The sequence below is a fragment of the Halomonas campaniensis genome (assembly GCF_014193375.1).
Taxonomy (GTDB): Bacteria; Pseudomonadota; Gammaproteobacteria; order Pseudomonadales; family Halomonadaceae; genus Halomonas; species Halomonas campaniensis.
Genome location: NZ_JACHZF010000005.1, coordinates 76,357 through 102,819, shown reverse-complemented (window position 1 = coordinate 102,819; position 26,463 = coordinate 76,357). Strand labels below are relative to the sequence as shown.

Sequence of the window (26,463 nt, the reverse complement as noted above, 5' to 3'; positions counted from 1 at the left end):
GGACGGCGTCAGGCCATGGCCGGCGCCGCATAGGAGATCGGGGCGATCTCGGCCTCGTCCTCGAAGGTGACCAGCTCGAAGGCCTCGGGCTGGGCCATCAAGGCACGACACAGCTGGTTGTTGAGTGCATGGCCGGACTTCACGCCACGGAACTCGCCGATCAGGCTGTGGCCGAGCTGGTAGAGGTCGCCGATGGCGTCCAGCACCTTGTGCTTGACGAACTCGTCGTCGTAGCGCAGCCCGCCCTCGTTGACGATGCGGTAGTCGTCCACCACGATCGCGTTGTCGAGGCTGCCGCCCAGGGCCAGGTTGTTGGAGCGCAGGTACTCCAGGTCCCGCATGAAGCCGAAGGTGCGCGCCCGCGACACTTCCTTGACGAAGGAGGTCGTGGAGAAGTCCACCACCGCGGTCTGCTTCTGGTCCTCGAAGACGGGGTGGTCGAAGTCGATGGAGAAGGAGACCTTGAAGCCCCGATGGGGCAGGAAGATCGCCTCCTTGTCGCCGTCGCGCACCACGACCTCGCGCTTGATGCGAATGAACTTCTTCGGGGCATTCTGCTCGCTGATGCCGGCCGACTGGATCAGGAACACGAAGGGGCCGGCACTGCCGTCCATGATCGGCACCTCGGGGGCGCTCAGGTCGACATAGGCATTGTCGATGCCCAGGCCGGCGAGGGCCGACATCAGGTGCTCGACGGTGGCAACCTTGGCCCCGTCGCGGGTCAGCGCGGTGCACAGGGTCGTGTCGGTGACGTACTCGGCACGGGCCGGAATCTGCACCTCGGGATCGAGATCGGTACGCACGAAGACGATGCCGGTATCCACGGGGGCCGGGCGCAGGGTCATGTAGACCTTCTTGCCGGAGTGCAGACCGACGCCAGTGGCGCGGATGACGTTCTTCAGGGTGCGTTGTCTGATCATGAGCGGTGGCCAGGCTGTTTATCGGTTATCAAACACCGTTCACTATAACACCGAACGAGTGTTTCAACAAAGAAACCTCGCCCGGCATGTCCTACTGGCTCGATAGCGCGACTCAATCGGCCTGACGGCGCAGGAAGGCCGGGATGTCGAGGTAGTCGTCGAGCTCCTGGGAGCGGCGCTTCTCGGCCCGGGGCTTGGCGGCCTCTTCCGGCTCGGCGGCGGCGCGGGCGGCCTGCTGGCGCATGGCCGGCTGCGCCTGGCGCTGGCGGTAGTCGCTGCCGCCCTCGGCGCGCTTCACGCCCTCGCGGGCGGCCGACTTCTGCTGCTGGCGGCCGTCGAGGCCGGCGGCCACCACGGTGACCCGCAGCTCGTCGGTCATCTCCATGTCGATGGAGGTGCCCACCACGATGGTGGCGTCCTGGGAGGCGAACTCCTGGACGGTGGCGCCCACGTCGTTGAACTCGCCGATGGAGAGGTCGGGGCCCGCAGTGATGTTGACCAGGATGCCGCGGGCGCCGTGGAGGTCGATGTCCTCCAGCAGCGGACTGCGGATCGCCTTCTCGGCGGCCTCCCGGGCGCGGTTCTCGCCGGTGGCACCGCCGGTGCCCATCATCGCCATGCCCATCTCGGACATCACGGTGCGCACGTCGGCGAAGTCGACGTTGATGATGCCCGGGCTGGTGATCAGCTCGGCGATCCCCTGCACCGCCCCCAGCAGCACGTCGTTGGCGGCGCTGAAGGCGGTCAGCAGGCTGGCGCTCTTGCCGAGCACCGAGAGCAGCTTCTCGTTGGGGATGGTGATCAGGGAATCGACGTGCTCGGAGAGCTCCTTCATGCCCTCCTCGGCGGCGCGCATGCGCTTGGGCCCCTCGAAGGGGAAGGGACGGGTGACCACGGCCACGGTGAGGATGCCCAGCTCCTTGGCCACCTGGGCCACCACCGGGGCGCCCCCGGTGCCGGTGCCGCCGCCCATGCCGGCGGTGATGAACACCATGTCGGCACCGTTGAGCAGCTCGGCGATGCGCTCGCGATCCTCCATGGCGGCCTGGCGGCCCACCTCGGGATTGGCGCCGGCACCGAGCCCCTTGGTGATCTCGCTGCCGAGCTGGAGCACGGTCTTGGCCGCGACTCGCTTGAGGGCCTGGGCATCGGTATTGGCGCAGATGAACTCCACGCCCTCGATGCTGCTCTCGACCATATGGTTGACGGCGTTGCCGCCGCCGCCGCCGACGCCGATCACCTTGATGACCGCGCTGCTTGAGGGTGCGCTATCTACCAGTTCAAACATTTGCCCCGTCTCCTGGACCGCCGCTGGCGATCCTGTCAGAAATTTCCTTTCAACCAGCCCTTCAGCCTATCCAGCGCCGGGATGCCTTCCCTGAAGCCGCGCCGGGAGGCGTCTTCGCGCCTCGGCTGAACCGGCATCACGCTGCCCTGTGCCTGCTGTCGACCGTGCCCCTGCCGGGCCTCCTGCAAAGCGTAATGTAGCAAACCGACGCCGGTCGAATAAATCGGGTTGCGGACCACATCGGCCAGGCCCCTGACGTTCTGCGGACAGGCGATGCGCACCGGCATGTGGAAGATCTCCTCGGCCAGTTCCACCACCCCCTCCATCCGCGAGGTTCCCCCGGTCAGGACCACCCCGGCGGCCACCAGGTCCTCGTAGCCGCTGCGGCGCAGCTCGTCGCGGACCAGGGTGAAGAGCTCCTCGTAGCGGGGCTCGACCACCTCGGCGAGGGACTGGCGCGAGAGGTCACGGGCGGGGCGGTCGCCGACGCTGGGGACCTTGATCAGCTCGTCGCTGGCGGCCAGCTGGGTGAGGGCGCAGGCATACTTGACCTTGATCTCCTCGGCATGCTGGGTCGGCGTGCGCAGGGCCATGGCGATGTCGTTGGTGACCTGGTCGCCGGCGATGGGAATCACCGCCGTGTGACGAATGGCCCCCTCGGTGAAGACCGCGATGTCGGTGGTGCCGCCACCGATGTCGACCATGCAGACCCCCAGCTCGCGCTCGTCCTCGGTGAGTACCGACATGCTCGAGGCGAGCTGCTCGAGGATGATGGCGTCGACCTCGAGGCCGCAGCGGCGCACGCACTTCTCGATGTTCTGCACGGCATTGAGGGCCGCGGTCACCAGGTGCACGCGGGCCTCGAGCCTGACGCCGGACATCCCGAGGGGTTCACGGATGCCCCCCTGGGTGTCGATGGCGAATTCCTGGGGCAGCACGTGCAGCACCCGCTGCCCCTCGGAGATGGCCCGGGCCCGGGCCGAATCGATGACGCGATCGATGTCGGAGGGGGTGACCTCACGCTCCTTGATCGCCACCACGCCATCGGAATTCATGGAGCTGATGTGGCTGCCGGCCACGCCCACATAGACCGAGTGGATATCACAGCCGGCCATCAGCTCGGCCTCTTCCACGGCGCGCTGTATGGACTGCACGGTGGACTCGATGTTGATCACCACTCCCTTCTTCATGCCGCGGGAAGGATGCGAGCCGATACCGGCGATCTCGATGCTGCCATCGTCGGTGGGCTGACCCACGATCGCCACGACCTTGGACGTTCCGATATCCAGCCCGACTACCATATTGGACGCATTGGATGGACCTGCCATGAGTCGGGGAGTCTCCTCGAACCTGGCCCGCTTGGCGGACCTGCAAAACAAGAAATGAACCTGGGGCCAATTATAGGAACAACTTCGGTTGATCCTCCACCCCGGGAAGGAAAACACTCTTCACGATACGGTGATTTTGTCACGAAAGAAACAGGCCGATGCCCTGAGAGACGCGCCTCCCCGCGAAAAAAGGCCTCAGCCTTCTTCCGCGGAGTCGTCCTCCAGGGGCTCGGTTTCTCCGTGCCAGGCCACCGCCACCCCGTTGGGGTATCGAAGGTCGATGTAGCGGATATGCGACGCCTGGGAACCGAGCTGACGCTGCCAGGCGGCGGAGAGACGAGACAGCCGGGCTTCCCGGTCGTTGCGGCCCAGCATCACCCAGACGCCATCGTCGAGCTGGAAGCGCCAGGCGCCGCGCGGCTCGAGTCGCAGCTGGGTCATCGACAGCCCCAGCTCGGCGAACCGTGCGGCCAGGCGTTCATGGTAGGCCAGCACCTCGGCCCCGCTGCCCGGGGGGCCGGCGAGGTCCGGCAGGTCGCCGGGTGGCGACACCGGCCCGAAGGCGAAGGGTTCGCCCTCGGGATTGAGCAGCTGGTCGTCGTTCCAGCGCGCCACCGGCACCTGTTCCACCAGCTCGAAGGTCAGGGCATTGGGCCACTCGCGGCTGACGCGCACCTCGGCGAGCCAGTCGATGGCCAGGGCCTCGTCGCGCAGTCCGGCGAGGCTGACCGCCAGCCAGGTCTCGCCCTGGATCAGCGGCGCCAGCTGGCTGCGCAGGTAGTCGGCGCTGACGTGGGTCAGCTCGCCCCGGATCGACACTCGCTCGATGGGCCGGTCGAGCCACAGCCAGAGCGCCCGTCCGCCGGCACCCACCAGCAGCGCCAGCAGCAGCACGCCCATCAGCCCCCCGCGCCGGCTCATGCCTCGCGGGGCGCCAGGGTAGTGGCGAGGATGCGCAGCACCAGGGCCTCGAAGTCGATGCCCGCATGGGCCGCCGACTGCGGGACCAGGCTGTGATCGGTCATCCCGGGGGAGGTGTTGACCTCGATCAGCCAGAAGCGCCCCGCGCCGTCACGCATCACGTCGACCCGGCCCCAGCCCTCGGCGCCGATGGCCAGGAAGGCCTCGCGACTCAGCTCGGCCAGCATGGCCTCCTCGGCGGCCGGGAGGCCGCAGGGCAGGTGATAGCGGGTGTCGTTGGAGAGGTACTTGGCGTCGTAGTCGTAGAAGCCGCCCGGCACCTCGACGCGGATCGCCGGCAGCACCTCGTCGCCGAGCAGCGACACCGTGTACTCCTCCCCCTGGATGAAGCGCTCGGCCATCACCCGGGCATCAAAGCGGGCCGCCTCGCGATAGGCCGCGGCCAGCGCCTCGGCGCTGTCGACGATGCTGATGCCCAGGGTGGAGCCCTCGTGGACCGGCTTGACGATCAGCGGCAGGCCCAGGCGCTCGACCACCGCCTGCCAGTCGGCGTCGGGGCCGAGCATGACGGACTCGGGCGTGGGCAGCCGCAGCGCCTGCCAGACCAGCTTGGTGCGCTGCTTGTCCATGCCCAGCGCCGAGGCCAGCACGCCGCTGCCGGTGTAGGGGATGCCCAGCAGCTCCAGCGCCCCCTGCAGGGTGCCATCCTCGCCGCCCCGGCCGTGCAGGGCGATGAACACGCGGTCCGGCGCCAGCGCCTCGAGCCCCACCAGCCCGCCATCGGCGGGGTCATAGCCGATGGCGTCGACCCCGGCCCGCTGCAGCGCCGCGAGCACCGCGGCGCCGCTCTTCAGGGAGACCTCGCGTTCGGCGGAGTGGCCGCCGTAGATCACGGCCACGCGGCCCAGGTCGTTCACCAGGCTCATAGGGTCACCTCGTCGAGCTTCAGGGCCGCCTCGGCCAGGCTCAGGGCGATCCCGCCCACGTCTCCGGCGCCCTGGGTGATCAGGATGTCGTCGGGGCGCAGCACCCTCGCCAGCAGTCCCGGCAGCTCGCTCTTGTGCTGGACGAAGATCGGGTCCACCTCGCCGCGCTGGCGGATCGACCCCGCCAGGGTGCGCCCCTCGGCCCCGGGGATCGGCGCCTCGCCGGCGCTGTAGACGTCCAGCAGCAGCAGGGTATCGACGCCGGCCAGCACGCGCACGAAGTCCTCGTAGAGGTCACGGGTCCGGGTGTAGCGATGGGGCTGGTAGACCATCACCAGCCGCCGCTCGGGCCAGCCGGCGCGGACCGCCTGGATCACCATCTCCACCTCGCGGGGATGGTGCCCGTAGTCATCCACCAGCATCACCTCGCCGGCCCCCTGGGGCGCCGGGAAGTGGCCATGCACCTGGAAGCGTCGCCCCACCCCCTGGAAGCTGGACAGGCCACGCAGGATGGCGGCGTCGTCGACGCCGGCATCGCTGGCCACCGCGATGGCCGCCAGGGCATTGAGGGCGTTGTGGCGCCCGGGCATGGCCAGGCGCACCTCGAGGGGGGCCAGGCCCGCCGGACGGCGCGCGGTGAAATGCACCTCGCCGGCGGCCTGGACGAACCCCTCGATGCGGTAGTCGGCATCCTCGCTGAAGCCGTAGGTGACGAACTGGCGATGCACCCGATCGAGCAGTCCGCGCACGTTGGGGTCATCCAGGCAGAGGATCGCCATGCCGTAGAACGGCAGGTTGTGCAGGAACTCGAGGAAGGTCGCCTTGAGCTTCTCGAAGTCCCCCCCATAGGTGGCCATGTGGTCTGCATCGATATTGGTGACGATGGCGACCATGGGCTGCAGGTGCAGGAAGGAGGCATCGGACTCGTCGGCCTCGGCCACCAGGTAGTCGCCCTCCCCCAGGCGCGCGTTGGTACCGGCGCTGGTCAGCCGGCCGCCGATCACGAAGGTCGGGTCGAGGCCGCCCTCGCCGAGCAGGGTCGCGGTCAGGCTGGTGGTGGTGGTCTTGCCATGGGTCCCGGCCACGGCAATGCCGTGGCGGAAGCGCATCAGCTCGGCGAGCATCTCGGCGCGGCGCACCACCGGCACGCGGTGCTCGTGGGCCCAGCGGATCTCGGGATTGGTCTCGTCCACCGCGGTGGAGACGACCAGCACATCGGCCCCGGCGACGTTCTCCTCGCCGTGGCCGATGGCCACCGTGATGCCGCACTGCCGCAACCGGGTGAGCACCGGCGACTCGCGCAGGTCGCTGCCGCTGACCGTGTAGCCCTGGTTGGCCAGCACCTCGGCGATGCCGCACATGCCGGCGCCGCCGACGCCCACGAAATGGATATGCCGGATGCGGCGCATGCCCAGCCCGCGGCCGTGCCGCGCCGGGAGGGATTGGCCGGGTACCGGCCGTGACGTGCTATCGCTCAAAACCTGTCTCCATGCAGCCGGCCACCAGGCGCTCGACGGCGTCGAGGTGTGCGCAGGCCCGCGCCTGCGCGGCCATGGCGGCGAGTGTGTCGGGATCGAGCAGCGCCGCCAGCCGGTCGGCCAGCGTCGCCGCGCTGAGTTCTGTCTGGGGCAGCAGCTCGGCCGCCCCCTCCTCCACCAGCGCCCGGGCGTTGGCGGTCTGGTGGTCGTCCACCGCATGGGGGAAGGGCACGAACAGTGCCGGCCTGGCCGCCGCGGCCAGTTCCGCCACGGTCAGCGCCCCGGCACGGCACACCACCAGGTCCGCCCAGCCGTAGGCGCCGGCCATGTCATCGATGAAGGCCGTCACCTCGGCCTCGACCGCGTGCCGACGATACCCCTCGCGGGTCGCCGCGTCCTTGTCGCGACCGGCCTGGTGACGCACCTCGGGACGCTCGGCCTCCGGCAGTCGGGCCAGGGCCTCGGGCAGCCGCTCGTTGAGGGCCTGGGCCCCCAGCGAGCCCCCCACCACCAGCAGGCGCAGCCGGCGCCCGGCCATCGCCTCGGCCAACCGCGGTGCCTCGCCCAGGGCCGCGATCTCGGCGCGCACCGGGTTGCCGACCACCTCGCCGCGGCCGGGAAAGGCCTGGGGGAAGGCCGCGTAGACCCGTCGCGCCAGGCGCGACAGGGCCCGGTTGGTCAGGCCCGCCACGGCGTTCTGCTCGTGGATCACCAGCGGCCGGCCGGCGAGCCAGGCCGCCAGGCCGCCGGGGCCGCTGGCGAAGCCGCCCAGGCCCACCACCAGCTGGGGGTCGTAGGCGCGGATGATCCGCCACGCCTGCCAGACGGCACGGGTGAGGTTGATCGGCGCCAGCAGCCAGCCCGCCAGGCCATTGCCGCGCAGCCCGGCCACGCGAATCCGGTGCAGCGGGATGCCGGCCTCCGGCACCAGGCGGTTCTCGATGCCGCGGGGGCTGCCCAGCCACTCCACCCGCACCCCTTCCGCGGCCAGGCCGCGGGCCAGCGAGAGGGCCGGTATCACGTGGCCCCCGGTGCCTCCGGCCATGATCAGGGCACGACGTTGCGGATGCTGGCTCACTTCGGGACTCCTTGGGGTTGGGGTCGGGTGTCGGGACGGCGCTCGCCGGCCCGCGGCGCGGTGGGGCTCGCCCGTCGCACGGCCTGGCGGGTCTCGATGTCCGCCCGCAGCAGCAGGGCCATCATCACCGCACTCACCAGCAGGCTCGAGCCGCCGTAGCTGAGCAGCGGCAGGGTCAGGCCCTTGGTGGGCAGCATGCCGGTGCTCACCGCGATGTTGATGAAGGCCTGGGCACCGATCACCAGGGCGATGCCATAGCTCAGGTAGGCGGCGAAGGGCAGCCGGGCCAGCTCGGCGCGACGCCCCACCGCCATGGCGCGCCAGATCAGCAGGGCGAAGAGCCCCACCACGCCGATGGCACCGAACAGGCCGAGCTCCTCGGCGAGCACCGCGAAGACGAAGTCGGTATGGGCCTCGGGCAGGTAGAAGAGCTTCTGCACGCTGTTGCCCAGGCCCATGCCCAGCCAGCTGCCGCGGCCGAAGGCGATCAGCGCCTGGGTCAGCTGGTAGCCGCTGGCGAACTGGTCCGCCCAGGGGTCGGCGAAGCTGGCCAGGCGCGCCAGCCGGTAGGGCTCGGCGATCGCCAGCAGGGCCCCGCCGGCCGCCACCAGCAGTGCCAGCAGCAGGAAGCGACCCCAGGGGGCGCCGGCCATCAGCAGCATGCCCATCACGCAGGCGGTCATCACCACCACGGCCCCGTAGTCGGGCTCGAGGATCAGCAGCACCCCGATCAGCGCCATCACCAGCAGCGGGCGCAGGAAGGCCCCCCACTGGCGCCGCACCTGGGGCAGGAAGCGCTCCAGGTAGCCGGCCATATAGGCGATCAGGCAGAGCTTGACCACCTCGGAGGCCTGGAGGTTGAAGGGCACCCCGGGGATCGAGATCCAGCGCTTGCTGCCGTTGATCTCGCGCCCCACCAGCAGCACCAGCACCAGCAGGGCGATACCCACCAGCAGCAGCAGCGGGCCGTTGACCTTCCACCACACCAGGGGCACGCGCAGGGCCAGGGCGGCGGCCACCAGGGCCGCCACCAGAAAGATGCCGTGGCGGATGCTGAAGTACCAGGCGTTGCCGGTCAGGCTGGCGGCCACCTCCGAGGAGGCCGAGGTGACCATCACCCAGCCGATCAGCATCAGCGCCAGGGCCGCCGTCAGCAGCCAGCCGTCGAAGGGCTGGTCGCGGGTGGAGAGGCGCTCGCGCAGGCGGGCCAGGCGCTTCATGTCACCTCCCGGGCCACGTGGCGCTGCACCCAGGAGCGGAACGCCTCGCCCCGCTCCTGGTAGTTGGCGAACTGATCGAGGCTGGCACAGGCCGGCGACAGCAGCACGCAGTCACCGGGCTCGGCGATCCGGGCCGCCCGGGCCATGGCCGCGGAGAGCTCCCCCACCTCGCTGAGCGGCAGGTGCCCGCGTAGCGCCCGCGCGAGGCGCTCGGCATCGGCGCCGAAGAGGATCGCCTCGCGGCCGTAGCGGGCCAGGGGCTCGGCCAGGGGGCGGAAGTCGGCCCCCTTGCCGACCCCGCCGGCCAGCAGGATCAGCTTGCCCTCGAGGGTCGGACCGAGCCCGGCGATGGCGGCCAGGGTCGCCCCGACGTTGGTGCCCTTGGAGTCGTTGATCCAGCGCACCCCGCCGGCCTCGGCCACCAGCTCGCCCCGGTGGGGCAGGCCCGGGAAGCGCCTCAGCACCGCGCACATGGCCGGCAGCGGCAGGCCCAGCCGGTGCCCCATGGCCAGCGCCGCCAGGGCGTTGGCCTGGTTGTGGCGCCCGGCCAGGCGCACCTCGGCCGCCGGCATCAGCGGCGCGTCGCCGTGCATCAGCCAGTCGGCGTCCCGGTAGCGGCCGATGCCCCACTCCCCCGCCTCCGGGGGCCGGGTGGTGAAGCGGTCCTGGGCCGGCAGCCGCTCCTCGGGCCAGGTGTTTGGGTCCTCGGCGTTGACCACCCCGTGGCGCGCGCCGCGGAAGATGCCGAGCTTGGCGGCGCGGTAGCCGGCCATGTCGCCATGCCGATCCAGGTGGTCCTCGGAGAGGTTGAGGAAGGCCGCGGTCTCGGCCCCAAGCCGCGGCGTGGTCTCGAGCTGGAAGCTGGAGAGTTCCAGCACGTAGAGGTCCGCGTCGGGCGCATCGGCCAGCAGGTCCAGGGCCGGCGTGCCCAGGTTGCCGCCTACCGCCACGCGCACCCCCGCCTCGCGGGCCATCTCGCCGACCAGCGTGGTCACGGTGGACTTGGCGTTGGAGCCGGTGATGGCGGCGATCGGCGCATGGCAGGCGCGCACGAAGAGGGCGATCTCGCCCACCAGCAGGGGGTCGCCGGTGGCCTCGCGGGTGCGGCCGGCCAGTTCGGCCAGCCCCGGGGTCTGCGGATCGATCCCCGGGCTCAGCACCACCTCCTCCACCTCGCTGAGGTCCAGGTCGGTGAGCGGCCCGCAGTGGAGCTCGATGCCCGGGTGGGCGGCCAGGAAGTCGTCCCTGCCGGGCGGCACCGCGCGGGTATCGGCCACCAGGTAGGGCACCCCCTGGCGGGACAGGTGGCGGCAGATGGCCCGCCCGGAGAGCCCGAGTCCGACCACCAGGGTGACGCCCTTCGGCACCTTGACCATGAACAGCTCCTTGCCCGAGGCGTGACGACGTGCCAGGTTCAGCGCACCTTGAGGGTGGCCAGGCCGATCAGCACCAGCACCACGGTGATGATCCAGAAGCGCACGATGACGCGCGGCTCGGGCCACCCCTTGAGCTCGTAGTGGTGGTGCAGGGGCGCCATGCGGAAGATCCGCCGGCCGGTCAGCTTGTAGGAGCCCACCTGGAGGATCACCGAGACGGTCTCCATGACGAAGATGCCGCCCATGATGAACAGCACGATCTCCTGTCGCACGATGACCGCCACCACGCCCAGCGCGGCGCCCAGCGCCAGCGCCCCGACGTCGCCCATGAACACCTGGGCCGGGTAGGTGTTGAACCACAGGAAGCCGAGCCCGGCGCCGGCGATGGTGGCGCAGAACACCGCCAGCTCCCCCGCCCCGGGAATGAAGGGGATCTGCAGGTAGCTGGCGAAGACGCCGTTGCCGCTGGCGTAGGCGAACACCGCCAGGCCCATGGCCACCAGCACCGTGGGCATGATCGCCAGGCCGTCGAGGCCGTCGGTGAGGTTGACCGCATTGGAGCTGCCGACGATCACTAGGTAGGTCAGCACCACGTAGAAGACCCCCAGCGGCAGCACCACGTCCTTGAACAGCGGCACGATCAGGCTGGTCTCCACCGGCGAGGCCGCCGTGACGTAGAGCAGCAGGGCGGCGGCCAGGCCGATCACCGACTGCCAGAAGTACTTCCAGCGCGCCGGCAGGCCGCGGGGGTTCTTCTCCACCACCTTGCGATAGTCGTCGACCCAGCCGATCGCCCCGAAGCCCAGGGTCACGGCCAGCACCACCCAGACGTAGTGGTTGGCGAGATCGCCCCAGAGCAGTGTGCTGACGGCGATGGCCATCAGGATCATCGCCCCGCCCATGGTGGGCGTTCCCGCCTTGGAGAGGTGTGACTGGGGGCCGTCGTCGCGCACCGCCTGGCCGATCTGGCGCTCGACCAGCCGGCGGATCATCACCGGCCCCAGCCACAAGCAGAGCACCAGGGCCGTGAGCGTGCCCAGGATCATGCGCAGGGTCAGGTAGTTGAAGACGTTGAAGGCGCTGAAGAACTGCGCCAGGAAATCAGCCAGATAAAGCAGCATGTATCGCGTTCACCTTGATGCATCCGTACGCAGTGCGGCTACCACCCTTTCCATGCCGGCACTGCGCGACCCCTTGACCAGCACGCTGGCGCCGGGCGGCAGATGGTTGAGGACGTGGCGCGTCAGCGCCTCCCGATCGTTGAAATGGCACCCGCCCTCGCCGAAGGCCCGGCTGGCGGCGGTCGCCGCCTCGCCGAGGGTGCCGAGGAAGTCGATCCCCAGTTCCTGCGCGTAGCGTCCGATCTCGGCATGCAGCCGGTCGGAGGCCTCTCCCAGTTCCCCCATGGCACCCAGCAGGCACCAGTGCGGCCCGGGCAGCGTGACCAGCAGGTCGAGCGCCGCCTTCACCGCGCCGGGGTTGGCATTGTAGGTATCATCCAGCAGTCGCGAGCCGTTGATGCCGGCCACCGCTGACAGGCGTCCCGGCAGGGGCGTCACGCCGGCCAGGCCGGCCAGCACCTCGGCGGGCGACAGCCCCATGGCCAGCGCCGCGGCGGCGGCGGCCAGGGCATTGGCCACGTTGTGGCGCCCCAGCAGCCCGAGCTGCACCCGGCCCTGCTCGCGGCCGTCGACGACAAGCGTGAAAGCATAGCGCCCCAGGTCGTCGCAGGCCAGCGCCGACGCCGTGACCCGCGCCCCGTCCGCGAGGCCGAAGTCGAGCACCTCGCGGGGCGCCGCCAGCCGTGACCAGGTGGCGAAGAAGGCATCGTCGCGGTTGAGCACCGCGACGCCGTCGGCGGGCAGCCCGGCGAGGATCTCGCCCTTGGCCTGGGCAATCCGGCCCATGCCGCCGAACTCCCCCACGTGGGCGCCGGTGACATTGGTGATCACCGCCACCCGGGGTTCGGCCAGCACGCTGGTCCAGGCGATCTCGCCGAGATGGTTCGCCCCCAGCTCCACCACCGCCTGGCGGTGCACCACCGTGAGCTCGAGCAGGGTCAGCGGCGCACCGAAGTCATTGTTGAGGTTGCCGCGGGTGGCCAGGGTGGCGCCGCGGCACGACAGCAGCGCGGCGAGCAGCTCCTTGACCGTGGTCTTGCCGCTGTTGCCGGTGACGGCCACCAGGGGGCCGCCCCAGGCGCGCCGCCGCGCCCGGCCGAGCAGGCCCAGCGCCAGGCGGGTATCGGCCACCTCGAGCTGGGGCAGCGGGTCGTCCACGGGGCGTTCGACGAGGGCCGCCACGGCGCCGGCCTCCCGGGCCTGGCCCAGGAAGTCGTGGGCATCGAAGCGCTCGCCCTTGAGCGCCACGAACAGGCTGCCCGGGGCCAGCCGCCGGGTATCGGTGACGATCTCGCCGATCGCCAGGTCCTCCGTCGGCGCGGCAAGGCCCAGCGCCTCGGCCACCTCGGCCAGGGTGGCCAGCCCGCAGCGGCTCATGACGCCCCCTCCCCCGTCGCGCGTCGCTCCAGCGCCCGCTCGGCCTCGGTGAGGTCGGAGAAGGGGTGGCGCACGCCGGCCACCTCCTGATAGGTCTCGTGCCCCTTGCCGGCGATCAGCACCACGTCGTCGTCACCGGCCGCGGCGAGCACCCGGGCGATGGCCGCGCCCCGGCCGTCGATCTCCAGGGCCGCCCCCCGCGCCGCCGCGGAGAGCCCGGCGAGCACCGCCGCGCGGATCCGCCCCGGCGCCTCGCCGCGCGGGTTGTCATCGGTCACCACCAGGCGGTCGGCGTGACGCTCGGCGGCGGCGGCCATTTCCGGTCGCTTGCCCGGGTCGCGGTCGCCGCCGCAGCCGAACAGGCACCACAGCCGCCCGTCCAGCGGCAGGTGGTCGCGCAGCGCGGCCAGGGCGTTGTCCAGGGCATCGGGCGTATGGGCGTAGTCGATCACCACGGTGGGCGCGCCGGGCCGCACCAGCGGCTCCATGCGCCCCGGCACCGGCGCCAGGCCGGCGGCGGCGGTGAACAGCGCGTCGATGGGATGGCCCAGCCCGTAGAGGGTGGCGATGGCCAGCAGCACGTTATCCAGGTTGAAGCGCCCGAGCAGGGCGGCCTCCAGCACCCGCTCGCCCTCGGGGGTGGCCACCAGCGCGCGCTGGCCGGTCGCGTGGGGGTGCCAGTCGATGACCCGGAAGGTCACCGCCTCGCCCTCCCCGGTGGCCAGCACCCGCACCCGCCCCTCCTGGCCACCCGGCAGGCCGGCCAGCATCAGCCGGGCCAGCGGGTCATCGCCGTTGACCACCGCGAGCTCGAGCTCGTCGCGGCGGAACAGCCTCGCCTTGGCCGCGGCATAGGCCGCCATGCTGCCGTGGTAGTCCAGGTGGTCGCGGGTCAGGTTGGTGAACACCGCGGCACGCACCCGGCAGCCGTCGAGGCGTCCCTGCTCCAGGGCGTGGGAGGAGACCTCCATGGCCACCCGGCGCACCCCCGCGCCCGCCAGCTCGCCCAGCATGGCCTGCAGCGCCAGCGGCCCCGGGGTGGTGAGCCCGCCGGCGGCCAGGGCGCCGGGGCGGCCGTGGCCCAGGGTGCCGACCAGCCCCGCCTCGACGCCCAGCGCCCGGCTCAGCTCGGCGATGTAGTGGGTCACCGAGCTCTTGCCGTTGGTGCCGGTGACGCCGATCAGCTCCAGGGACTCGGGCACGGCGAAGAGCGCGCGGCCCAGCTCGCCGAGGCGCTCGCGCAGGCCATCCAGCGCCAGCACGCGCGGGTCGTCGGGGCGGGCCCGGGCGTCGCCCGAGTGGCAGAGCACCAGGCAGGCGCCGGCGGCCAGGGCCGCCTCGATGAAGTCGCGGCCGTCGGCGGCGACCCCGGGCACGGCCACGAACACGCGTCCCGGGCCGGCCTGGCGGCTGTCCAGCGTCAGCGTCAGTGGCCCCGCCGGCAGCGCGGGGAGCTCCCCGGCGGCGCCGGGCCAGAGGCGTTCGAGGGTCGCGGCCAGGTGCGATGCACTCACCTGCATGGAAGGCGTCTCCTGTCGTGGCAAGGGCAGCGGCGAGGGAACATGGCGGGCCTCACCGGCTGCGCTGGTCGGGGGGCACGTCGAGCAGGCGCAGGGCGCTGCCGACGACGCGCGAGAAGACCGGAGCCGCCACGGCCCCGCCGAAGTAGCTGTCGCCGCGGGGGTGGTCGATCATCACCACGGTGACGATGCGCGGGTCGGAGACCGGCGCGATCCCGGCGAACAGGCTGCGGTAGGCGTCCTGCACGTAGCCGGCGGAGCCGGTCTTGCGCACCGTGCCGGACTTCCCGGCGACACGGTAGCCGGGCACCATGGCGCGTCGCGCCCCGGTGCCCGGCTGCACCGAGGCCTCCATCACCCGCAGCAGGTCGTGGGCCACCGCCGGGTCGATGACCCGCTCGCCCGGCGGCGGCGCATCGAGCCGCAGCAGCGACGGCGGCAGTCGTTCGCCGCCGTTGGCCAGGGCGGTATAGGCGCTGGCCAGCTGGAGCGCCGAGGTCGACAGGCCGTAGCCGTAGGAGAGCGCGGCCCACTGGCTGCGCGACCAGCGCACCGGCGCCGGCAGGGTGCCGGTGGACTCGCCGGGAAAGCCGGTCTCGGGGCTCTGGCCGAAGCCCAGGCGGCGGTAGAGGTCGGGGACCAGCGGGTCGTCGAGTTCCAGCACCAGCTTGGACATGCCGATATTGGAGGACTTCTCGAGGATCCCGGCCAGGTCCAGCTCGCCATAGTTGCGGATGTCGCGGATGGTGAAGCGGTCGATGCGCATCCACCCCGGCGAGGTGTCCACCACCACGTCGCGGGGGAACTCGCCGCTCTCCATGATCGCCGCCATGGCCAGGGGCTTCATCACCGAGCCGGGCTCGAAGACATCGACGATGGCCTGGTTGCGCAGCCCCCGCGGGTCGAGGCCGGCGCGGTTGTTGGGGTTGTAGGAGGGCTGGTTGGCCATGGCCAGCACCTCGCCGCTGCGGGCGTCCATCATCACCACCACGCCGCCATCGGCGTCGTGCTCGGCCACCGCCGCCTTCAGCTCACGGTAGGCCATGTACTGCAGCCGCTGGTCGATGGCCAGCGTCAGCTCGCCGCCGGGCCGGGCATCGCGCAGGACCTCGAGGTCGCGCACCAGGCGACCGCGGCGATCCTTGAGCACCCGCCGCTGCCCCGGGGTGCCGGCCAGGTAGGGCTGGTAGGCGAGCTCCAGCCCCTCCTGGCCGGTATCGTCGACGTTGGTGACCCCGAGCAGCTGGGCGGCCACCTCCCCCGACGGGTAGTAGCGCTTGTACTCGTTCTGGGCGTACACCCCGGGGACGCGCAGGTCGAGCACCTGCTGGGCCGCCTGGGGGGTCATCTGCCGCCGCAGGTACATGAACTCCCGCGAGGCGAAGCGCTCGAGGCGCGCCTCCAGCTCCTCCAGCGGGAGGTTCAGGGCCCGGGCCAGCATGAGGCGCTGGATGCTGTCCTCGGGAACGTCCTGGGGGTTGGCCCACAGGGTCACTACCGGGGTGGAGATGGCCAGGGGCTCGCCGTGGCGGTCGGCGATCATGCCGCGGTGGGCGGGAAGGGTATCGGTGCGCAGCGTGCGGGCATCGCCCTGCCCCTGCAGGAAGGGCCGGTCGAGGACGTGCAGGGTGACGATGCGCCCGGCGAGCAGGCCGAGGGCCAGCAGCACGATCAGCAGCATCAGGCCGTAGCGCAGCCCGCCCATGGGCGCCATCGGCGGTGGGCGGCGCGGCGTCACGCCGCTGCGGACCTCGGTGCTCATGGCCGGATCACCTCGACTTCATCGACGTCGGGCAGGCGCATCTCCAGGCGCTCCATGGCCAGCCGCTCGATGCGCGCCGGGGAGGACCAGGCGCTCTCCTCCAGCAGCAGCTGGCCCCATTCGGTCTGCAGCTGCTGCTGCTCGCGCTCCAGCTGCTGCAGGCGGCCGTACTGCTCGCGCGTCAGGTGGCTGGCGGTGATCACCGCCAGGGCACTGGCCAGGCAGGCCGCCAGCAGCACCAGCACGACCACCAGACGGGGACCGGGCCGCAAGCCAGGCGGCCACCCGAAGCCGGTTGTCGATGGTCGTCCCTGAACCATGTCGCCTCCTTCAGTGCCGCTTGCGCGCCACCCGCATCACCGCACTGCGCGCACGCGGGTTCTCGTCGACCTCCTGCGGGGTCGGACGCTGCGCCCTGCCCAGTGCCTCGAGACGCCGCTCGAGCTGGTCGTCGCGGATCGGCACCCCGCGCGGCAGGTGGGTATCGCCGCGCACGTGGTGGCGAATGAAGCGCTTGACCCGCCGGTCCTCCAGGGAGTGGAAGCTAATCACCACCAGGTGGCCGCCCGGGGCGAGGGCCTCGAGGGCGGCCTCCAGGGCCGCATCGAGCTGCTCGAGTTCGCCGTTGACCCGGATGCGCAGCGCCTGGAAGACCCGGGTGGCCGGGTGCTTGTGCTTCTCCCAGGCAGGGTGTGCCGCCTTGACCACCTCGGCCAGGTCGGCGGTACGCGCGAAGGGTCGCTCACTGCGTCGCGCCACGATGGCCCTGGCCAGCCGGCGGGCATAGCGCTCCTCGCCATACTCCTTGAAGACCCGGGCCAGCTCATCTTCACCGGCCCGGGCGATGAAGGCCGCCGCGCTCTCGCCCTGGGTGGGATCCATGCGCATGTCCAGCGGGCCGTCGCGCAGGAAGCTGAAGCCGCGCTCCGGGTCGTCGAGCTGCGGCGAGGAGACCCCCACGTCGAGCAGGATGCCCGACAGGCGGCCGTGCAGGCCGTGGCGCTCGGCGATCTCGCCGAGGCGGGCGAACTCGGCCCGCTCGATGGTGAAGCGATCGTCATGGATGGCGGCCGCCTCGGCGATGGCCTGGGGGTCGCGGTCGATGGCCAGCAGCCGCCCGCCCTGCCCCAGGCGGTCGAGGATCGCGCGGGAGTGGCCACCGCGGCCGAAGGTGCCATCCAGGTAGGCGCCGTCGGGGTCATGGATCAGGGCCTCGACGGCACCGTCGAGCAGCACGCTGGCATGGCGATAGCCGCGGGGGGGAGTGTCGGGTGCGGATGACGTCATGCGCTTCTCGATCGGCGACTGGCGGGACGGCACCGGGCCGGACGCTCAGGGATGGAAATCGGGGGGAGCCGGCCGATAAGCCGGGTTCTGTCGTGGACAGTCATTCCTCTAGGGGCCGCGTCACCGCGGCCCTCAAGCAACCTACCCGAACCCGACGCGGGCCACGCCATGGGGTTCCTATTTGGTCTTGCTCCGAGTGGGGTTTGCCGTGCCACGCACTGTTGCCAGGCGCGCGGTGCGCTCTTACCGCACCCTTTCACCCTTGCCGGCCTCCCGAGGGAGACGTAGGCGGTCTACTCTCTGCTGCACTTTCCGTCGGCTCGCGCCGCCCAGGCGTTACCTGGCACTCTGCCCTGTGGAGCCCGGACTTTCCTCCCCCGGATCACTCCGGCGGCGACTGTCTGGCCGACTCCCGCGGCAAGGATAACAGCGCCCCGCAGGCCCCTCAATGCCTGATCGCGGCTCAACCCGCATCCTTGAGGGCCTGGGCACGGGCGTACCAGGCCTTCCTGGCGCCGCCCAGCACCCGCGCGGCCACCGAGGCCGCCTGCTTGACGCCGACGCCCTCGGCCAGCAGCGCCGCCAGCAGCGCCTCGCCCTCCACCACCGCCGCCTCGTCCTCCTGGCGCGGCGGCGCGCCGGCCACCATCACCACGAACTCGCCGCGGGCCTGGTCGGGGTCGACCTCCATGCGGGCGAGCAGCGCCTCGGCGCTGCCATCGAGGAAGGTCTCGAAGGTCTTGGTCAGCTCCCGGGCCAGCACGACCCGGCGATCGCCCATCACCGTGGCCAGGTCAGCCAGGGTGTCGCGGATGCGGTGCGGGGACTCGTAGAAGACCAGGGTCTCCTCGCGCGCGGCCAGCGTCTCCAGGCGGCCACGACGCCCCGCCCCCTTCGCCGGCAGGAAGCCCTGGAAGGCGAAGCGGTCGGTGGGCAGGCCGGCCGCCGAGAGTGCCGCCACCAGGGCACAGGGGCCGGGCACCGGCACGACCCGCCGCCCCCGGGCACGCAGCTCGCGCACCAGCACGAAGCCGGGATCGCTGATCAGCGGCGTGCCGGCATCGGACACCAGCGCCAGCGCCTCCCCGGCGGCCAGGCGGGCATCGAGCTGCTCCACCCGGGCCGCCTCGTTGTGCTCGTGCAGCGACAGCATCGGCACCGAGAGCCCCAGGTGGCGAAGCAGCCCGGCAGTATGGCGGGTGTCCTCGGCGGCGATCAGCGCCACCTCACCCAGCAGGCGGGCGGCCCGGGGGCTCAGGTCCTCCAGATTCCCAATCGGCGTGGCGACCACGTACAATACACCTGACTTCGAGTCTGACACTGGCGGCTCCACGGCAAGCTCCTGACACAACGGACGAAGGATGGATTCATGCTGACACCCTCACGCGGCCTGCTGGCCACCGCGCTGGTGGCGACGCTGCTGGCAGGCTGCGCCATGCAGCCCGGCAGCGTCGATCGCCTGCCCGACGACGACCCCGCCCGCCTGCTCGAGCAGGCCGCGCAGCAGGCGCCGGAACAGGCGGCCCGCACCCGGCTGGAGGCGGCCGACATCCTAGCACGGCAGGGCCAGACCACCCAGGCACTGGAGATCGCCACCGACATCGACGACAGCCGGCTCGAGGGCCGCGACCTCACCCACTGGGCGCTGCTGCTGGCCGACCTGGGGCAGCGCGAGGAGGACCCCTGGGCGGTGATCCAGGCGACCCAGCGTCTCGACGAGCTGGACCTGGGCCGCGAGGAGGCCCTGGGGCTTCGCGAGCAGCTCGGTCTGGCGCTGCTCGAGGTGGACGAGCCCCGCGCGGCGGCCGAGGCCCTGCTGGCCGTCCAGGCGGCCACCGACGAGGTGTCGCTCAACGATCCGATCTGGCGTTCGCTGGGCCGGCTGGACGGCGGCGAGCTCTCCACCCTGGGCCGCGAAGGCGACGAGCTGACCCGCGGCTGGGTCGCCCTGGCGGAGCGGGTCCGCAGCAGCGGCGGCGACATCCAGCGCCTGTTCGCCCGGCTAGATGACTGGCGGGAGCGCAATCCGCGCCATCCCGCCGCCCGCCAGGTGCCCGCCGAGCTCCTCGCCCTGCGCGAACTGCGTGGTCTCGAGGTGCGCCATGTCGCCGTGCTGCTGCCGGAGTCCGGCCCCCTGGCCCGGGTAGCCGGCGCCATCGCCGACGGCATGCGTACCCGGCACCGCGACGCCCTCGGCAGCGGTGCCAGCGGTGTCCAGCTGAGCTTCCTCGACGCCAGCCGGGGCGACCTGGCGGCCCTCTATCGCGAGGCCGAGAACCGCGGTGCCCAGGTGGTGGTCGGCCCGCTCGACAAGGAGCAGGTCACCGAGCTCGAGAGCCGCGACAGCGTGCCGTTGCCCACCCTGGCCCTCAACTACGGCCACGGCGAGCGCAACCGCGCCGAGGGCCTCTTCCAGTTCGGCCTCTCCGCCGAGGACGAGGCACGCCAGGCGGCCCGCCGGGCCTGGGGAGACGGCCATCGCCGTGCGGCTCTGCTGGTGCCCGACAACGACTGGGGCCGGCGCGTGGGGGAAGCCTTCTGGGACGAGTGGAACGGCCAGGGCGGCGAGGTCTCCAACGCGGTGCGCTACAACCCGGGGGCCCCGGCCACCGAGAGCACCCGCCGGGCCATCGCCAGCCCGCGTCCCGACATGCTGTTCCTGCTGGGCCTGCCGGACTACGCCCGCCAGGTGCCGCCGACCCTGGACTACTACGACGCCAGCCAGCTGCCGGTCTACGCCACCTCGCACCTCTTCGAGGGCCGACTCAACCCGCAGCTCGACCACGACCTGGACGACGTCCAGTTCCTCGACATCCCCTGGCAGATCCCCGATGCCGCCGTGGGCGGGGTGGACGCCCTGCCCTTCAGCGACAGCTATCGTCAGCTGCGCGAGGAGGAGGACTCGACACTCTTCCGGCTGCGCGCCATGGGCGTCGACGCCTATGAGCTGGCCCTGCGCCTGCCACAGTTCCAGGCGCTGCCCGACAGCGAGCTGTTCGGCGCCACCGGCACCCTGCGTGCCGGCGAGGATGGCCGCATCCAGCGCCAGCTGCCCTGGGCCCGCTTCCTCAACGGCGTGCCTCAGCCGATCCTGATTCCCGGGATCTTCGGCGATGACCGGGCCCCGTGATGCCCGCGCCCGCGGCGAGGCCATCGAGCGCCACGCCGCGGCCTGGCTGGTCGAGCGGGGCCTGGTCCTGGAGGCGGTCAACCAGCATGCCAAGGGCGGCGAGATCGACCTGGTGATGCGCGACGGCGAGGTGCTGGTCTTCGTCGAGGTCCGCCACCGCGCCGACACCCGCCACGGCCACCCGCTGGAGACCGTCACTCCCGCCAAGCAGCGCCGACTGATCCGGGCGGCGCGTTTTTATCTCCAGCGCAACGGGCTATCATGTCCGTGCCGCTTCGATGTGCTGGCCGTCACCGGGCATCCGCCCACCCTCGAGTTCGAGTGGGTGGACAACGCCTTCGATGCCCACTGAGCGGCCACCCCCAACCGCCCCTAGGGAAGCAACCGGACCAGGAACCCAGCATGGATTTCCAGCAGCGCATTCTCGGCCACTTCAATGCCAGCATCGACACCAAGACCTATGCCAGCGAGGTGCTGCCCCCCTTCATCGAGGTGGCCAGCCAGATGATGGTCCAGTGCCTGGTGAGCGAGGGCAAGATCCTGGCCTGCGGCAACGGCGGCAGCGCCGGCGACAGCCAGCACTTCTCCTCCGAGCTGCTCAACCGCTTCGAGCGCGAGCGCCCGAGCCTGCCCGCGCTGGCCCTGACCACCGACACCTCGACGCTGACCTCCATTGCCAACGACTACAGCTACAACGAGGTCTTCTCCAAGCAGATCCGCGCCCTCGGCCAGCCCGGCGACATCCTGCTGGCCATCTCCACCAGCGGCAATTCGGCCAATGTCATCCAGGCCATCCAGGCCGCCCATGACCGCGACATGACGGTAGTGGCGCTGACCGGCCGCGACGGCGGCAACATGGCCTCGCTGCTCGGCCAGGATGACTGCGAGATCCGCGTTCCCGCCACCTCCACGGCGCGCATCCAGGAGGTCCACCTGCTGGTGATCCACTGCCTGTGCGACCTGATCGACGAACAACTCTTCGGTACAAGCGAGTGAATCCCATGACCCGGAAGTCCCTGATCACCCCACTGCTGCTGACCCTCTCCCTCGGCCTCGCGGCCTGTACCACCGTGACCGGCGTCACCCACCCCGGCACCATCGAGGAGAACTACGGCAAGCGCACCACCGGCACCCAGGTCGAAGACCAGAACATCGAGACCAAGATCAGCCACAACCTGCGCCGCACCGATGCCCGCCTGGGCGACGCGCGCATCAACGTCGACAGCTACAACGGCATCGTGCTGATCACCGGCCAGGTCCCCAGCGAAGAGCTCAAGGAGACGGCCAGCGAGGTCGCCCGCGAGGTCCGCAACGTGCGCGACGTGCACAACGAGCTCGCCGTGGCGGCCAACCTGCCGGCCAGCCAGCGCCTCTCCGACACCTGGCTCAATACCCGCATCCGCACCAACCTGGCGGCCAACGAGCGCATCGATGCGAGCCGCATCCGCGTGGTGACCGAGAATGCCAGCGTCTACCTGATGGGCATCGTCACCCGCGCCGAGGCCGACCGCATCGTCGATGCGGTCGGCCGGGTCGGCGGCATGCAGCGCATCGTCAAGGTCTTCGACTACCTCGACTGAGCCGCCCGCGCCCCAACCCCGGCACCTAACGCGACACGGCAGGCCCGAAGGCCTGCCGTGTCGTTTCTTCCTGGCGCGAAAAAGCCGGGTTGGCTACTTGATGACCCGCAGCGACGGCTTGCCCTTGCGGGGGCGCGCTTCGTCGTCATCGGCGCCGGACTCGGGTGCCTCGGCCTCCTCCTGCGCCGCGTCGACGCTGGAGAGCGTCGGCGCGTCCTCCTGGGGCGGCGCCTCCTCGGGCATCACCGGCTCATGGCCGAACACCATGCCGACGCCGTTCTCGCGGGCATAGATGGCGACCAGCGCCGAGATCGGCACCATCACCTGCATCGGCTTGCCGCCGAATCGCGCCCCGAAGCCGATCGCCTCGTTCTCCAGGAACAGGTCACGTACCGCGGTGGGCGCCAGGTTCAGCACGATCTGGCCGTTCTGTACGAACTGCCTGGGGACCTCCACCCCGGGCTGCTCGGCATCGACGACGATATAGGGCGTGAGGTCGTTGTCCAGCAGCCACTGGTACAGGGCCCTGGCCAGATAGGGACGACTCGAGTAGGGGCGAGTGGATGGCATCGTGTGGCCCTCCTGGATCTGGTGCCACCCCCGCCGGACGGGCCGAGGGCGGCAGAGTGTTCAGGTGCGCATCTCGCGCTCGCTCTCGCTCAGCGAGGCCTTGAAGCCGTCGCGCTCGAACACCCGCTCCATGTAGCTGAGCAGCGGCTTGACCTGCTTCTCCGGCAGCTCGATGCCCAGCGCCGGCAGGCGCCAGAGGATCGGGGCCAGGCAGCAGTCCACCAGAGTGAACTCGTCGCTCATGAAGAACGGCATGTCCTCGAAGATCGGCGAGATGCCGATCAGGCTCTCGCGCAGCTCCTTGCGCGCCTTCTCGGCTTCCTTCTTGGGGCCCTGCTCGATCTGCTCGACCAGCGGGCACCACTCGCGCTCGATCCGGTGCATCCACAGCCGGCTCTGGGCGCGCGCCACCGGGTAGACCGGCAGCAGGGGGGGATGCGGGAAGCGCTCGTCCAGGTACTCCATCATCACCTTGGACTCGTAGAGCACCAGGTCCCGATCAAGCAGCGTGGGCACGCTGTTGTAGGGGTTCAGGTCGGCAAGCTCCTCGGGACGCTGCTCATCGGTGACCTCGACGATGTCCACCGCGACGCCCTTTTCGGCGAGCACGATACGCACGCGATGGCTGAAGTGATCAGCTCCCCCGGAGTAGAAGGTCATCGACGACCGCTTGGCCACTACACCCATGAAACAATCCTCGCATCAGTTCGAACCGCAATGATAACACGACAGCCGGAGCGGTGAGGGCCGGTGCTTGCCGCGGGCCGCGCAGAAACCACAGGGGGCGCATGGCCTGCGGCCATACGCCCCCGGTCTGTTCCGCCGAGGCGGATCAGTGGATGTCGCGCCAGTACTCGCGCTTCAGCAGGTAGCCGATGACACCGAAGATGAAGATGAAGATCAGCACCTTGGGGGCCAGGGCCTGGGCCTGCAGCTTGGAAGGCTCGCCGACATAGACCAGGAAGTTGGTCAGGTCATAGACCGCCTCCTCGAACTCGTCCGGCTCCATGGCGCCCGGACGGGTGACCTGCAGCACGTCGCAGGACTGGTACTTGCCGGTCAGCGGGTCGAGTTCGGCGCCCTCCATGGGACGGTCGCTCTCGGCGCAGACCTTCTCCTGCACGCCCTGCAGGGGCTCGAGCACGTTGGGCATGGCCACCAGGTCGAACACGGCGTTGTTCACGCCGGTCGGGCGGCTCGGATCCCGGTAGAAGCTCAGCAGGTAGGAGTAGATCCAGTCACCGCCGCGCAGGCGGCCATGCAGTGTCAGGTCCGGGGCCGCGGCCCCGAACCAGTTGGCGCCATCCTCACGACCCATGGCGTTGTGCATCTGGTCGTTGTAGGCCAGCTCGGAGGAGAAGATCAGGTTCTGCTCCACCAGGTCCTGGGGCATGCCGAAGTCCTCGGCGGCCCGGGCGAAGCGCTGGTGCTCCAGGGTGTGACAGCCCATGCAGTAGTTCACGTAGAGCTGCATGCCCCGCTGCAGGGAGGCCTCGTCCTTGAGGTCAGGCGTCATCGAGAAGGGAACATCTGCCGCCGGCGCCGCCATGGCCGTGAAGGGCACCAGCGCGAAGAGCAGTGCGAACAGTTGCTTTTTCATTAGCCAGTCACCCTTTCCGGAACAGGTTTGGTCTTCTCCAGCCTTGTGTAGAGCGGCATCAGCAGGAAGAAGGCGAAGTAGATCGCGGTGCACAGCTGGGCCACCAGGGTGCGCATCGGAGTGGCCGGCAGCGCGCCCAGGATCCCCAGGATGACGAAGCTGACGGCGAACAGGGCCAGCATCACCTTGGACATCCAGCCCTTGTAGCGCATGGAGCGCACCGGGCTGCGATCCAGCCAGGGCAGCACGAACAGCACGGCGATGGCGCCACCCATGAACAGCACGCCGAGGAACTTGGCGTCGAGGCCGAACAGGTCGAAGGTGATCGCCCGCAGGATCGCGTAGAAGGGCGTGAAATACCACACCGGGGCGATATGATCCGGGGTCACCATGGGGTTCGCCGGCTCGAAGTTGGGCCGCTCGAGGAAGTAGCCGCCGCCCTCGGGGAAGTAGAAGATCACCACCGCGAAGACGAACAGGAACACGGCCACGCCGACGATGTCCTTCACCGTGTAGTACGGGTGGAAGGGGATGCCGTCCAGGGGCTTGCCGGTCTCGTCCTTCTTGGCCTTGATGTCGATGCCGTCAGGGTTGTTGGAGCCGACCTCGTGCAGGGCGATCAGGTGGAGCACCACCAGCGCCAGGATCACGATGGGCAGCGCCACCACGTGCAGGGCGAAGAAGCGGTTCAGGGTGATGCCGGAGATCAGGAAGTCACCGCGGACCCACTGGGCCAGGTCGGGACCGATCACGGGAATCGCCGAGAACAGCGAGATGATCACCTGGGCGCCCCAGTAGGACATCTGGCCCCAGGGCAGCAGGTAGCCCATGAAGGCCTCGGCCATGAGCAGCAGGTAGATGGTCATGCCGAAGATCCACACCAGCTCGCGAGGCGCCTTGTAGGAGCCGTAGAGCAGGCCGCGGAACATGTGCAGGTAGATCACCACGAAGAAGGCCGATGCGCCGGTGGAGTGCATGTAGCGGATCAGCCAGCCCCACTCCACGTCGCGCATGATGTACTCGACCGAGGCGAAGGCGCCCTCGGCGGAGGGGTTGTAGCTCATGGTCAGCCACACGCCGGTGAGGATCTGGTTGACCAGCACCAGCAGGGCCAGCGAGCCGAAGAAGTACCAGAAGTTGAAGTTCTTGGGCGCGTAGTACTTGGTCAGGTGGTCCTGGACCATCTGCGTCGCGGGAAAGCGGTCGTCGACCCAGCGCATCAGGCCCTTTTCCGCCCTCGCCTTGTTCGGGTTAGCCATCAGGCAGTCTCCTCATCCTCACCGATGATGATGATGTCATCGGTCTCGAAGCGATAGGGCGGAACCTCCAGGTTGGTCGGTGCCGGCACATTGCGGAACACCCGACCCGCCAGGTCGAAGAAGGAGCCGTGGCAGGGGCAGAAGAAGCCGCCCGGCCAGTTGTCCATGTCCACCGCATCGGGTTCGGGACGGAAGAGCGGCGAGCAGCCCAGGTGGGTGCAGATACCGATCAGCACGCCGATCTCGGGACGGATGGAGCGCAGCGGGCCGGAGATGTAGCCGGGCTGCTGCGGTTCCTGGGACTCGGGGTCGGAGAGGCGCGAGCCGTCGAACCCTTCGGTGCGCTCGATCATCTCCGGCGTGCGGTTGATGATCCACACCGGACGCCCCCGCCACTCGACGGTCATGCGCTGGCCCGGTTCGAGCTTGGACACGTCCGCCTGAACGGGCGCACCCGCCGCTCTTGCCCTGGCACTGGGCTGCCAGGAAGCCACAAAGGGGACCGCAACCCCGACGGCACCCACCGCACCCACGACGGTGGTGGCACCAACGAGGAAACGGCGCCGACCCTTGTTTACGCCGTTATCTGCCATTTCAGGTTTCTCCCATCAGCTTACCCGCTGTTCCATCACGGGCAGTAGAGCGTCCCGCGACCACGGATACCAAATGCGCTCTATAGTAAGAAAATGCGCTGTTCCATACAAGGACAACACCCCTTGACC

25 protein-coding genes and 1 other RNA gene are annotated in these 26,463 nt (G+C 70.3%); 4 read left to right on the top strand and 22 right to left on the bottom strand.

Annotated elements, in window-relative coordinates:
• Positions 1-8 precede the first annotated feature (8 nt).
• The 17 genes from lpxC to rsmI form a co-directional block, all read right to left on the bottom strand.
• The gene (gene lpxC / locus BDK63_RS04375; RefSeq protein WP_183330118.1) at positions 9-920 is read right to left on the bottom strand and encodes a UDP-3-O-acyl-N-acetylglucosamine deacetylase; all 912 of its coding nucleotides are present in this window, start codon (positions 918-920) and stop codon (positions 9-11) included.
• A 112-nt stretch (positions 921-1,032) separates the two neighbouring features.
• A complete protein-coding gene (ftsZ, locus tag BDK63_RS04370) occupies positions 1,033-2,208 on the bottom strand; it encodes a cell division protein FtsZ (protein ID WP_183330117.1) in 1,176 nt (391 codons plus the stop codon).
• A gap of 35 nt (positions 2,209-2,243) precedes the next feature.
• Complete coding sequence (gene ftsA, locus BDK63_RS04365) at positions 2,244-3,536, bottom strand: cell division protein FtsA (RefSeq protein ID WP_183330115.1); 1,293 nt, start codon at positions 3,534-3,536, stop codon at positions 2,244-2,246.
• 195 nt (positions 3,537-3,731) lie between these two features.
• On the bottom strand, positions 3,732-4,457 hold the full coding sequence (locus BDK63_RS04360; RefSeq protein WP_183330113.1) for a cell division protein FtsQ/DivIB: 726 nt from the start codon (positions 4,455-4,457) through the stop codon (positions 3,732-3,734).
• A complete protein-coding gene (locus BDK63_RS04355) occupies positions 4,454-5,383 on the bottom strand; it encodes a D-alanine--D-alanine ligase (protein ID WP_183330111.1) in 930 nt (309 codons plus the stop codon). Before BDK63_RS04355 ends, BDK63_RS04360 begins: the two co-directional genes overlap by 4 nt.
• Positions 5,380-6,792 (bottom strand): UDP-N-acetylmuramate--L-alanine ligase, encoded by a 1,413-nt coding sequence (gene murC, locus BDK63_RS04350; protein ID WP_183330216.1) that lies wholly within the window; start codon positions 6,790-6,792, stop codon positions 5,380-5,382. Before murC ends, BDK63_RS04355 begins: the two co-directional genes overlap by 4 nt.
• Positions 6,793-6,850: 58 nt before the next feature.
• Positions 6,851-7,906, bottom strand: a complete 1,056-nt coding sequence (gene murG, locus BDK63_RS04345) for an undecaprenyldiphospho-muramoylpentapeptide beta-N-acetylglucosaminyltransferase (RefSeq protein ID WP_183330217.1) — start codon at positions 7,904-7,906, stop codon at positions 6,851-6,853.
• A gap of 29 nt (positions 7,907-7,935) precedes the next feature.
• The gene (ftsW, locus tag BDK63_RS04340) at positions 7,936-9,159 is read right to left on the bottom strand and encodes a putative lipid II flippase FtsW (RefSeq protein ID WP_183330109.1); all 1,224 of its coding nucleotides are present in this window, start codon (positions 9,157-9,159) and stop codon (positions 7,936-7,938) included.
• Positions 9,156-10,535, bottom strand: coding sequence for a UDP-N-acetylmuramoyl-L-alanine--D-glutamate ligase (murD, locus tag BDK63_RS04335; RefSeq protein WP_183330107.1), 1,380 nt, complete (start codon positions 10,533-10,535; stop codon positions 9,156-9,158). The genes ftsW and murD overlap by 4 nt, the downstream gene beginning before the upstream one ends.
• Before the next feature lie 38 nt (positions 10,536-10,573).
• Complete coding sequence (gene mraY, locus BDK63_RS04330) at positions 10,574-11,656, bottom strand: phospho-N-acetylmuramoyl-pentapeptide-transferase (protein ID WP_183330105.1); 1,083 nt, start codon at positions 11,654-11,656, stop codon at positions 10,574-10,576.
• Positions 11,657-11,665: 9 nt separating this feature from the next.
• Positions 11,666-13,033: a UDP-N-acetylmuramoyl-tripeptide--D-alanyl-D-alanine ligase gene (locus BDK63_RS04325; protein WP_183330103.1), complete on the bottom strand. Its 1,368-nt coding sequence runs from the start codon at positions 13,031-13,033 to the stop codon at positions 11,666-11,668.
• Entirely contained in the window at positions 13,030-14,553 is a 1,524-nt protein-coding gene (locus BDK63_RS04320; RefSeq protein WP_183330102.1) for a UDP-N-acetylmuramoyl-L-alanyl-D-glutamate--2,6-diaminopimelate ligase, read from the bottom strand. Before BDK63_RS04320 ends, BDK63_RS04325 begins: the two co-directional genes overlap by 4 nt.
• A 52-nt stretch (positions 14,554-14,605) precedes the next feature.
• Positions 14,606-16,315, bottom strand: a complete 1,710-nt coding sequence (locus BDK63_RS04315) for a peptidoglycan D,D-transpeptidase FtsI family protein (RefSeq protein ID WP_183330101.1) — start codon at positions 16,313-16,315, stop codon at positions 14,606-14,608.
• Positions 16,312-16,635 (bottom strand): cell division protein FtsL, encoded by a 324-nt coding sequence (gene ftsL / locus BDK63_RS04310; RefSeq protein WP_183330100.1) that lies wholly within the window; start codon positions 16,633-16,635, stop codon positions 16,312-16,314. The genes BDK63_RS04315 and ftsL overlap by 4 nt, the downstream gene beginning before the upstream one ends.
• 10 nt (positions 16,636-16,645) lie before the next feature.
• Complete coding sequence (rsmH, locus tag BDK63_RS04305) at positions 16,646-17,602, bottom strand: 16S rRNA (cytosine(1402)-N(4))-methyltransferase RsmH (RefSeq protein WP_183330099.1); 957 nt, start codon at positions 17,600-17,602, stop codon at positions 16,646-16,648.
• A gap of 60 nt (positions 17,603-17,662) precedes the next feature.
• Positions 17,663-18,015, bottom strand: an RNA gene (gene rnpB, locus BDK63_RS04300) — RNase P RNA component class A.
• Between the two features lie 50 nt (positions 18,016-18,065).
• The gene (gene rsmI / locus BDK63_RS04295) at positions 18,066-18,899 is read right to left on the bottom strand and encodes a 16S rRNA (cytidine(1402)-2'-O)-methyltransferase (protein ID WP_221202516.1); all 834 of its coding nucleotides are present in this window, start codon (positions 18,897-18,899) and stop codon (positions 18,066-18,068) included.
• 72 nt (positions 18,900-18,971) lie between these two features.
• Between rsmI and BDK63_RS04290 the strand changes: the two genes are divergently transcribed.
• From BDK63_RS04290 to BDK63_RS04275, 4 genes are read left to right on the top strand one after another with little or no spacing between them, the layout of a single operon-like run.
• The gene (locus BDK63_RS04290) at positions 18,972-20,732 is read left to right on the top strand and encodes a penicillin-binding protein activator (RefSeq protein WP_183330097.1); all 1,761 of its coding nucleotides are present in this window, start codon (positions 18,972-18,974) and stop codon (positions 20,730-20,732) included.
• Positions 20,716-21,084: a YraN family protein gene (locus tag BDK63_RS04285; RefSeq protein ID WP_183330096.1), complete on the top strand. Its 369-nt coding sequence runs from the start codon at positions 20,716-20,718 to the stop codon at positions 21,082-21,084. Before BDK63_RS04290 ends, BDK63_RS04285 begins: the two co-directional genes overlap by 17 nt.
• Positions 21,085-21,134: 50 nt before the next feature.
• On the top strand, positions 21,135-21,728 hold the full coding sequence (locus BDK63_RS04280) for a phosphoheptose isomerase (protein WP_183330095.1): 594 nt from the start codon (positions 21,135-21,137) through the stop codon (positions 21,726-21,728).
• Positions 21,729-21,733: 5 nt separating this feature from the next.
• Positions 21,734-22,312 (top strand): BON domain-containing protein, encoded by a 579-nt coding sequence (locus tag BDK63_RS04275; protein ID WP_183330094.1) that lies wholly within the window; start codon positions 21,734-21,736, stop codon positions 22,310-22,312.
• Between the two features lie 93 nt (positions 22,313-22,405).
• On the opposite strand, the gene BDK63_RS04270 is transcribed toward BDK63_RS04275, so the two are convergent.
• The 5 genes from BDK63_RS04270 to petA form a co-directional block, all read right to left on the bottom strand.
• A complete protein-coding gene (locus BDK63_RS04270) occupies positions 22,406-22,882 on the bottom strand; it encodes a ClpXP protease specificity-enhancing factor (protein WP_183330093.1) in 477 nt (158 codons plus the stop codon).
• Between the two features lie 60 nt (positions 22,883-22,942).
• The gene (sspA, locus tag BDK63_RS04265; RefSeq protein ID WP_183330092.1) at positions 22,943-23,569 is read right to left on the bottom strand and encodes a stringent starvation protein SspA; all 627 of its coding nucleotides are present in this window, start codon (positions 23,567-23,569) and stop codon (positions 22,943-22,945) included.
• Positions 23,570-23,714: 145 nt separating this feature from the next.
• Positions 23,715-24,482, bottom strand: coding sequence for a cytochrome c1 (locus BDK63_RS04260; RefSeq protein ID WP_183330091.1), 768 nt, complete (start codon positions 24,480-24,482; stop codon positions 23,715-23,717).
• Positions 24,482-25,741 (bottom strand): cytochrome b, encoded by a 1,260-nt coding sequence (locus BDK63_RS04255; protein ID WP_183330090.1) that lies wholly within the window; start codon positions 25,739-25,741, stop codon positions 24,482-24,484. Before BDK63_RS04255 ends, BDK63_RS04260 begins: the two co-directional genes overlap by 1 nt.
• Positions 25,741-26,334 (bottom strand): ubiquinol-cytochrome c reductase iron-sulfur subunit, encoded by a 594-nt coding sequence (gene petA, locus BDK63_RS04250; RefSeq protein ID WP_183330089.1) that lies wholly within the window; start codon positions 26,332-26,334, stop codon positions 25,741-25,743. The genes BDK63_RS04255 and petA overlap by 1 nt, the downstream gene beginning before the upstream one ends.
• Positions 26,335-26,463: the final 129 nt, after the last annotated feature.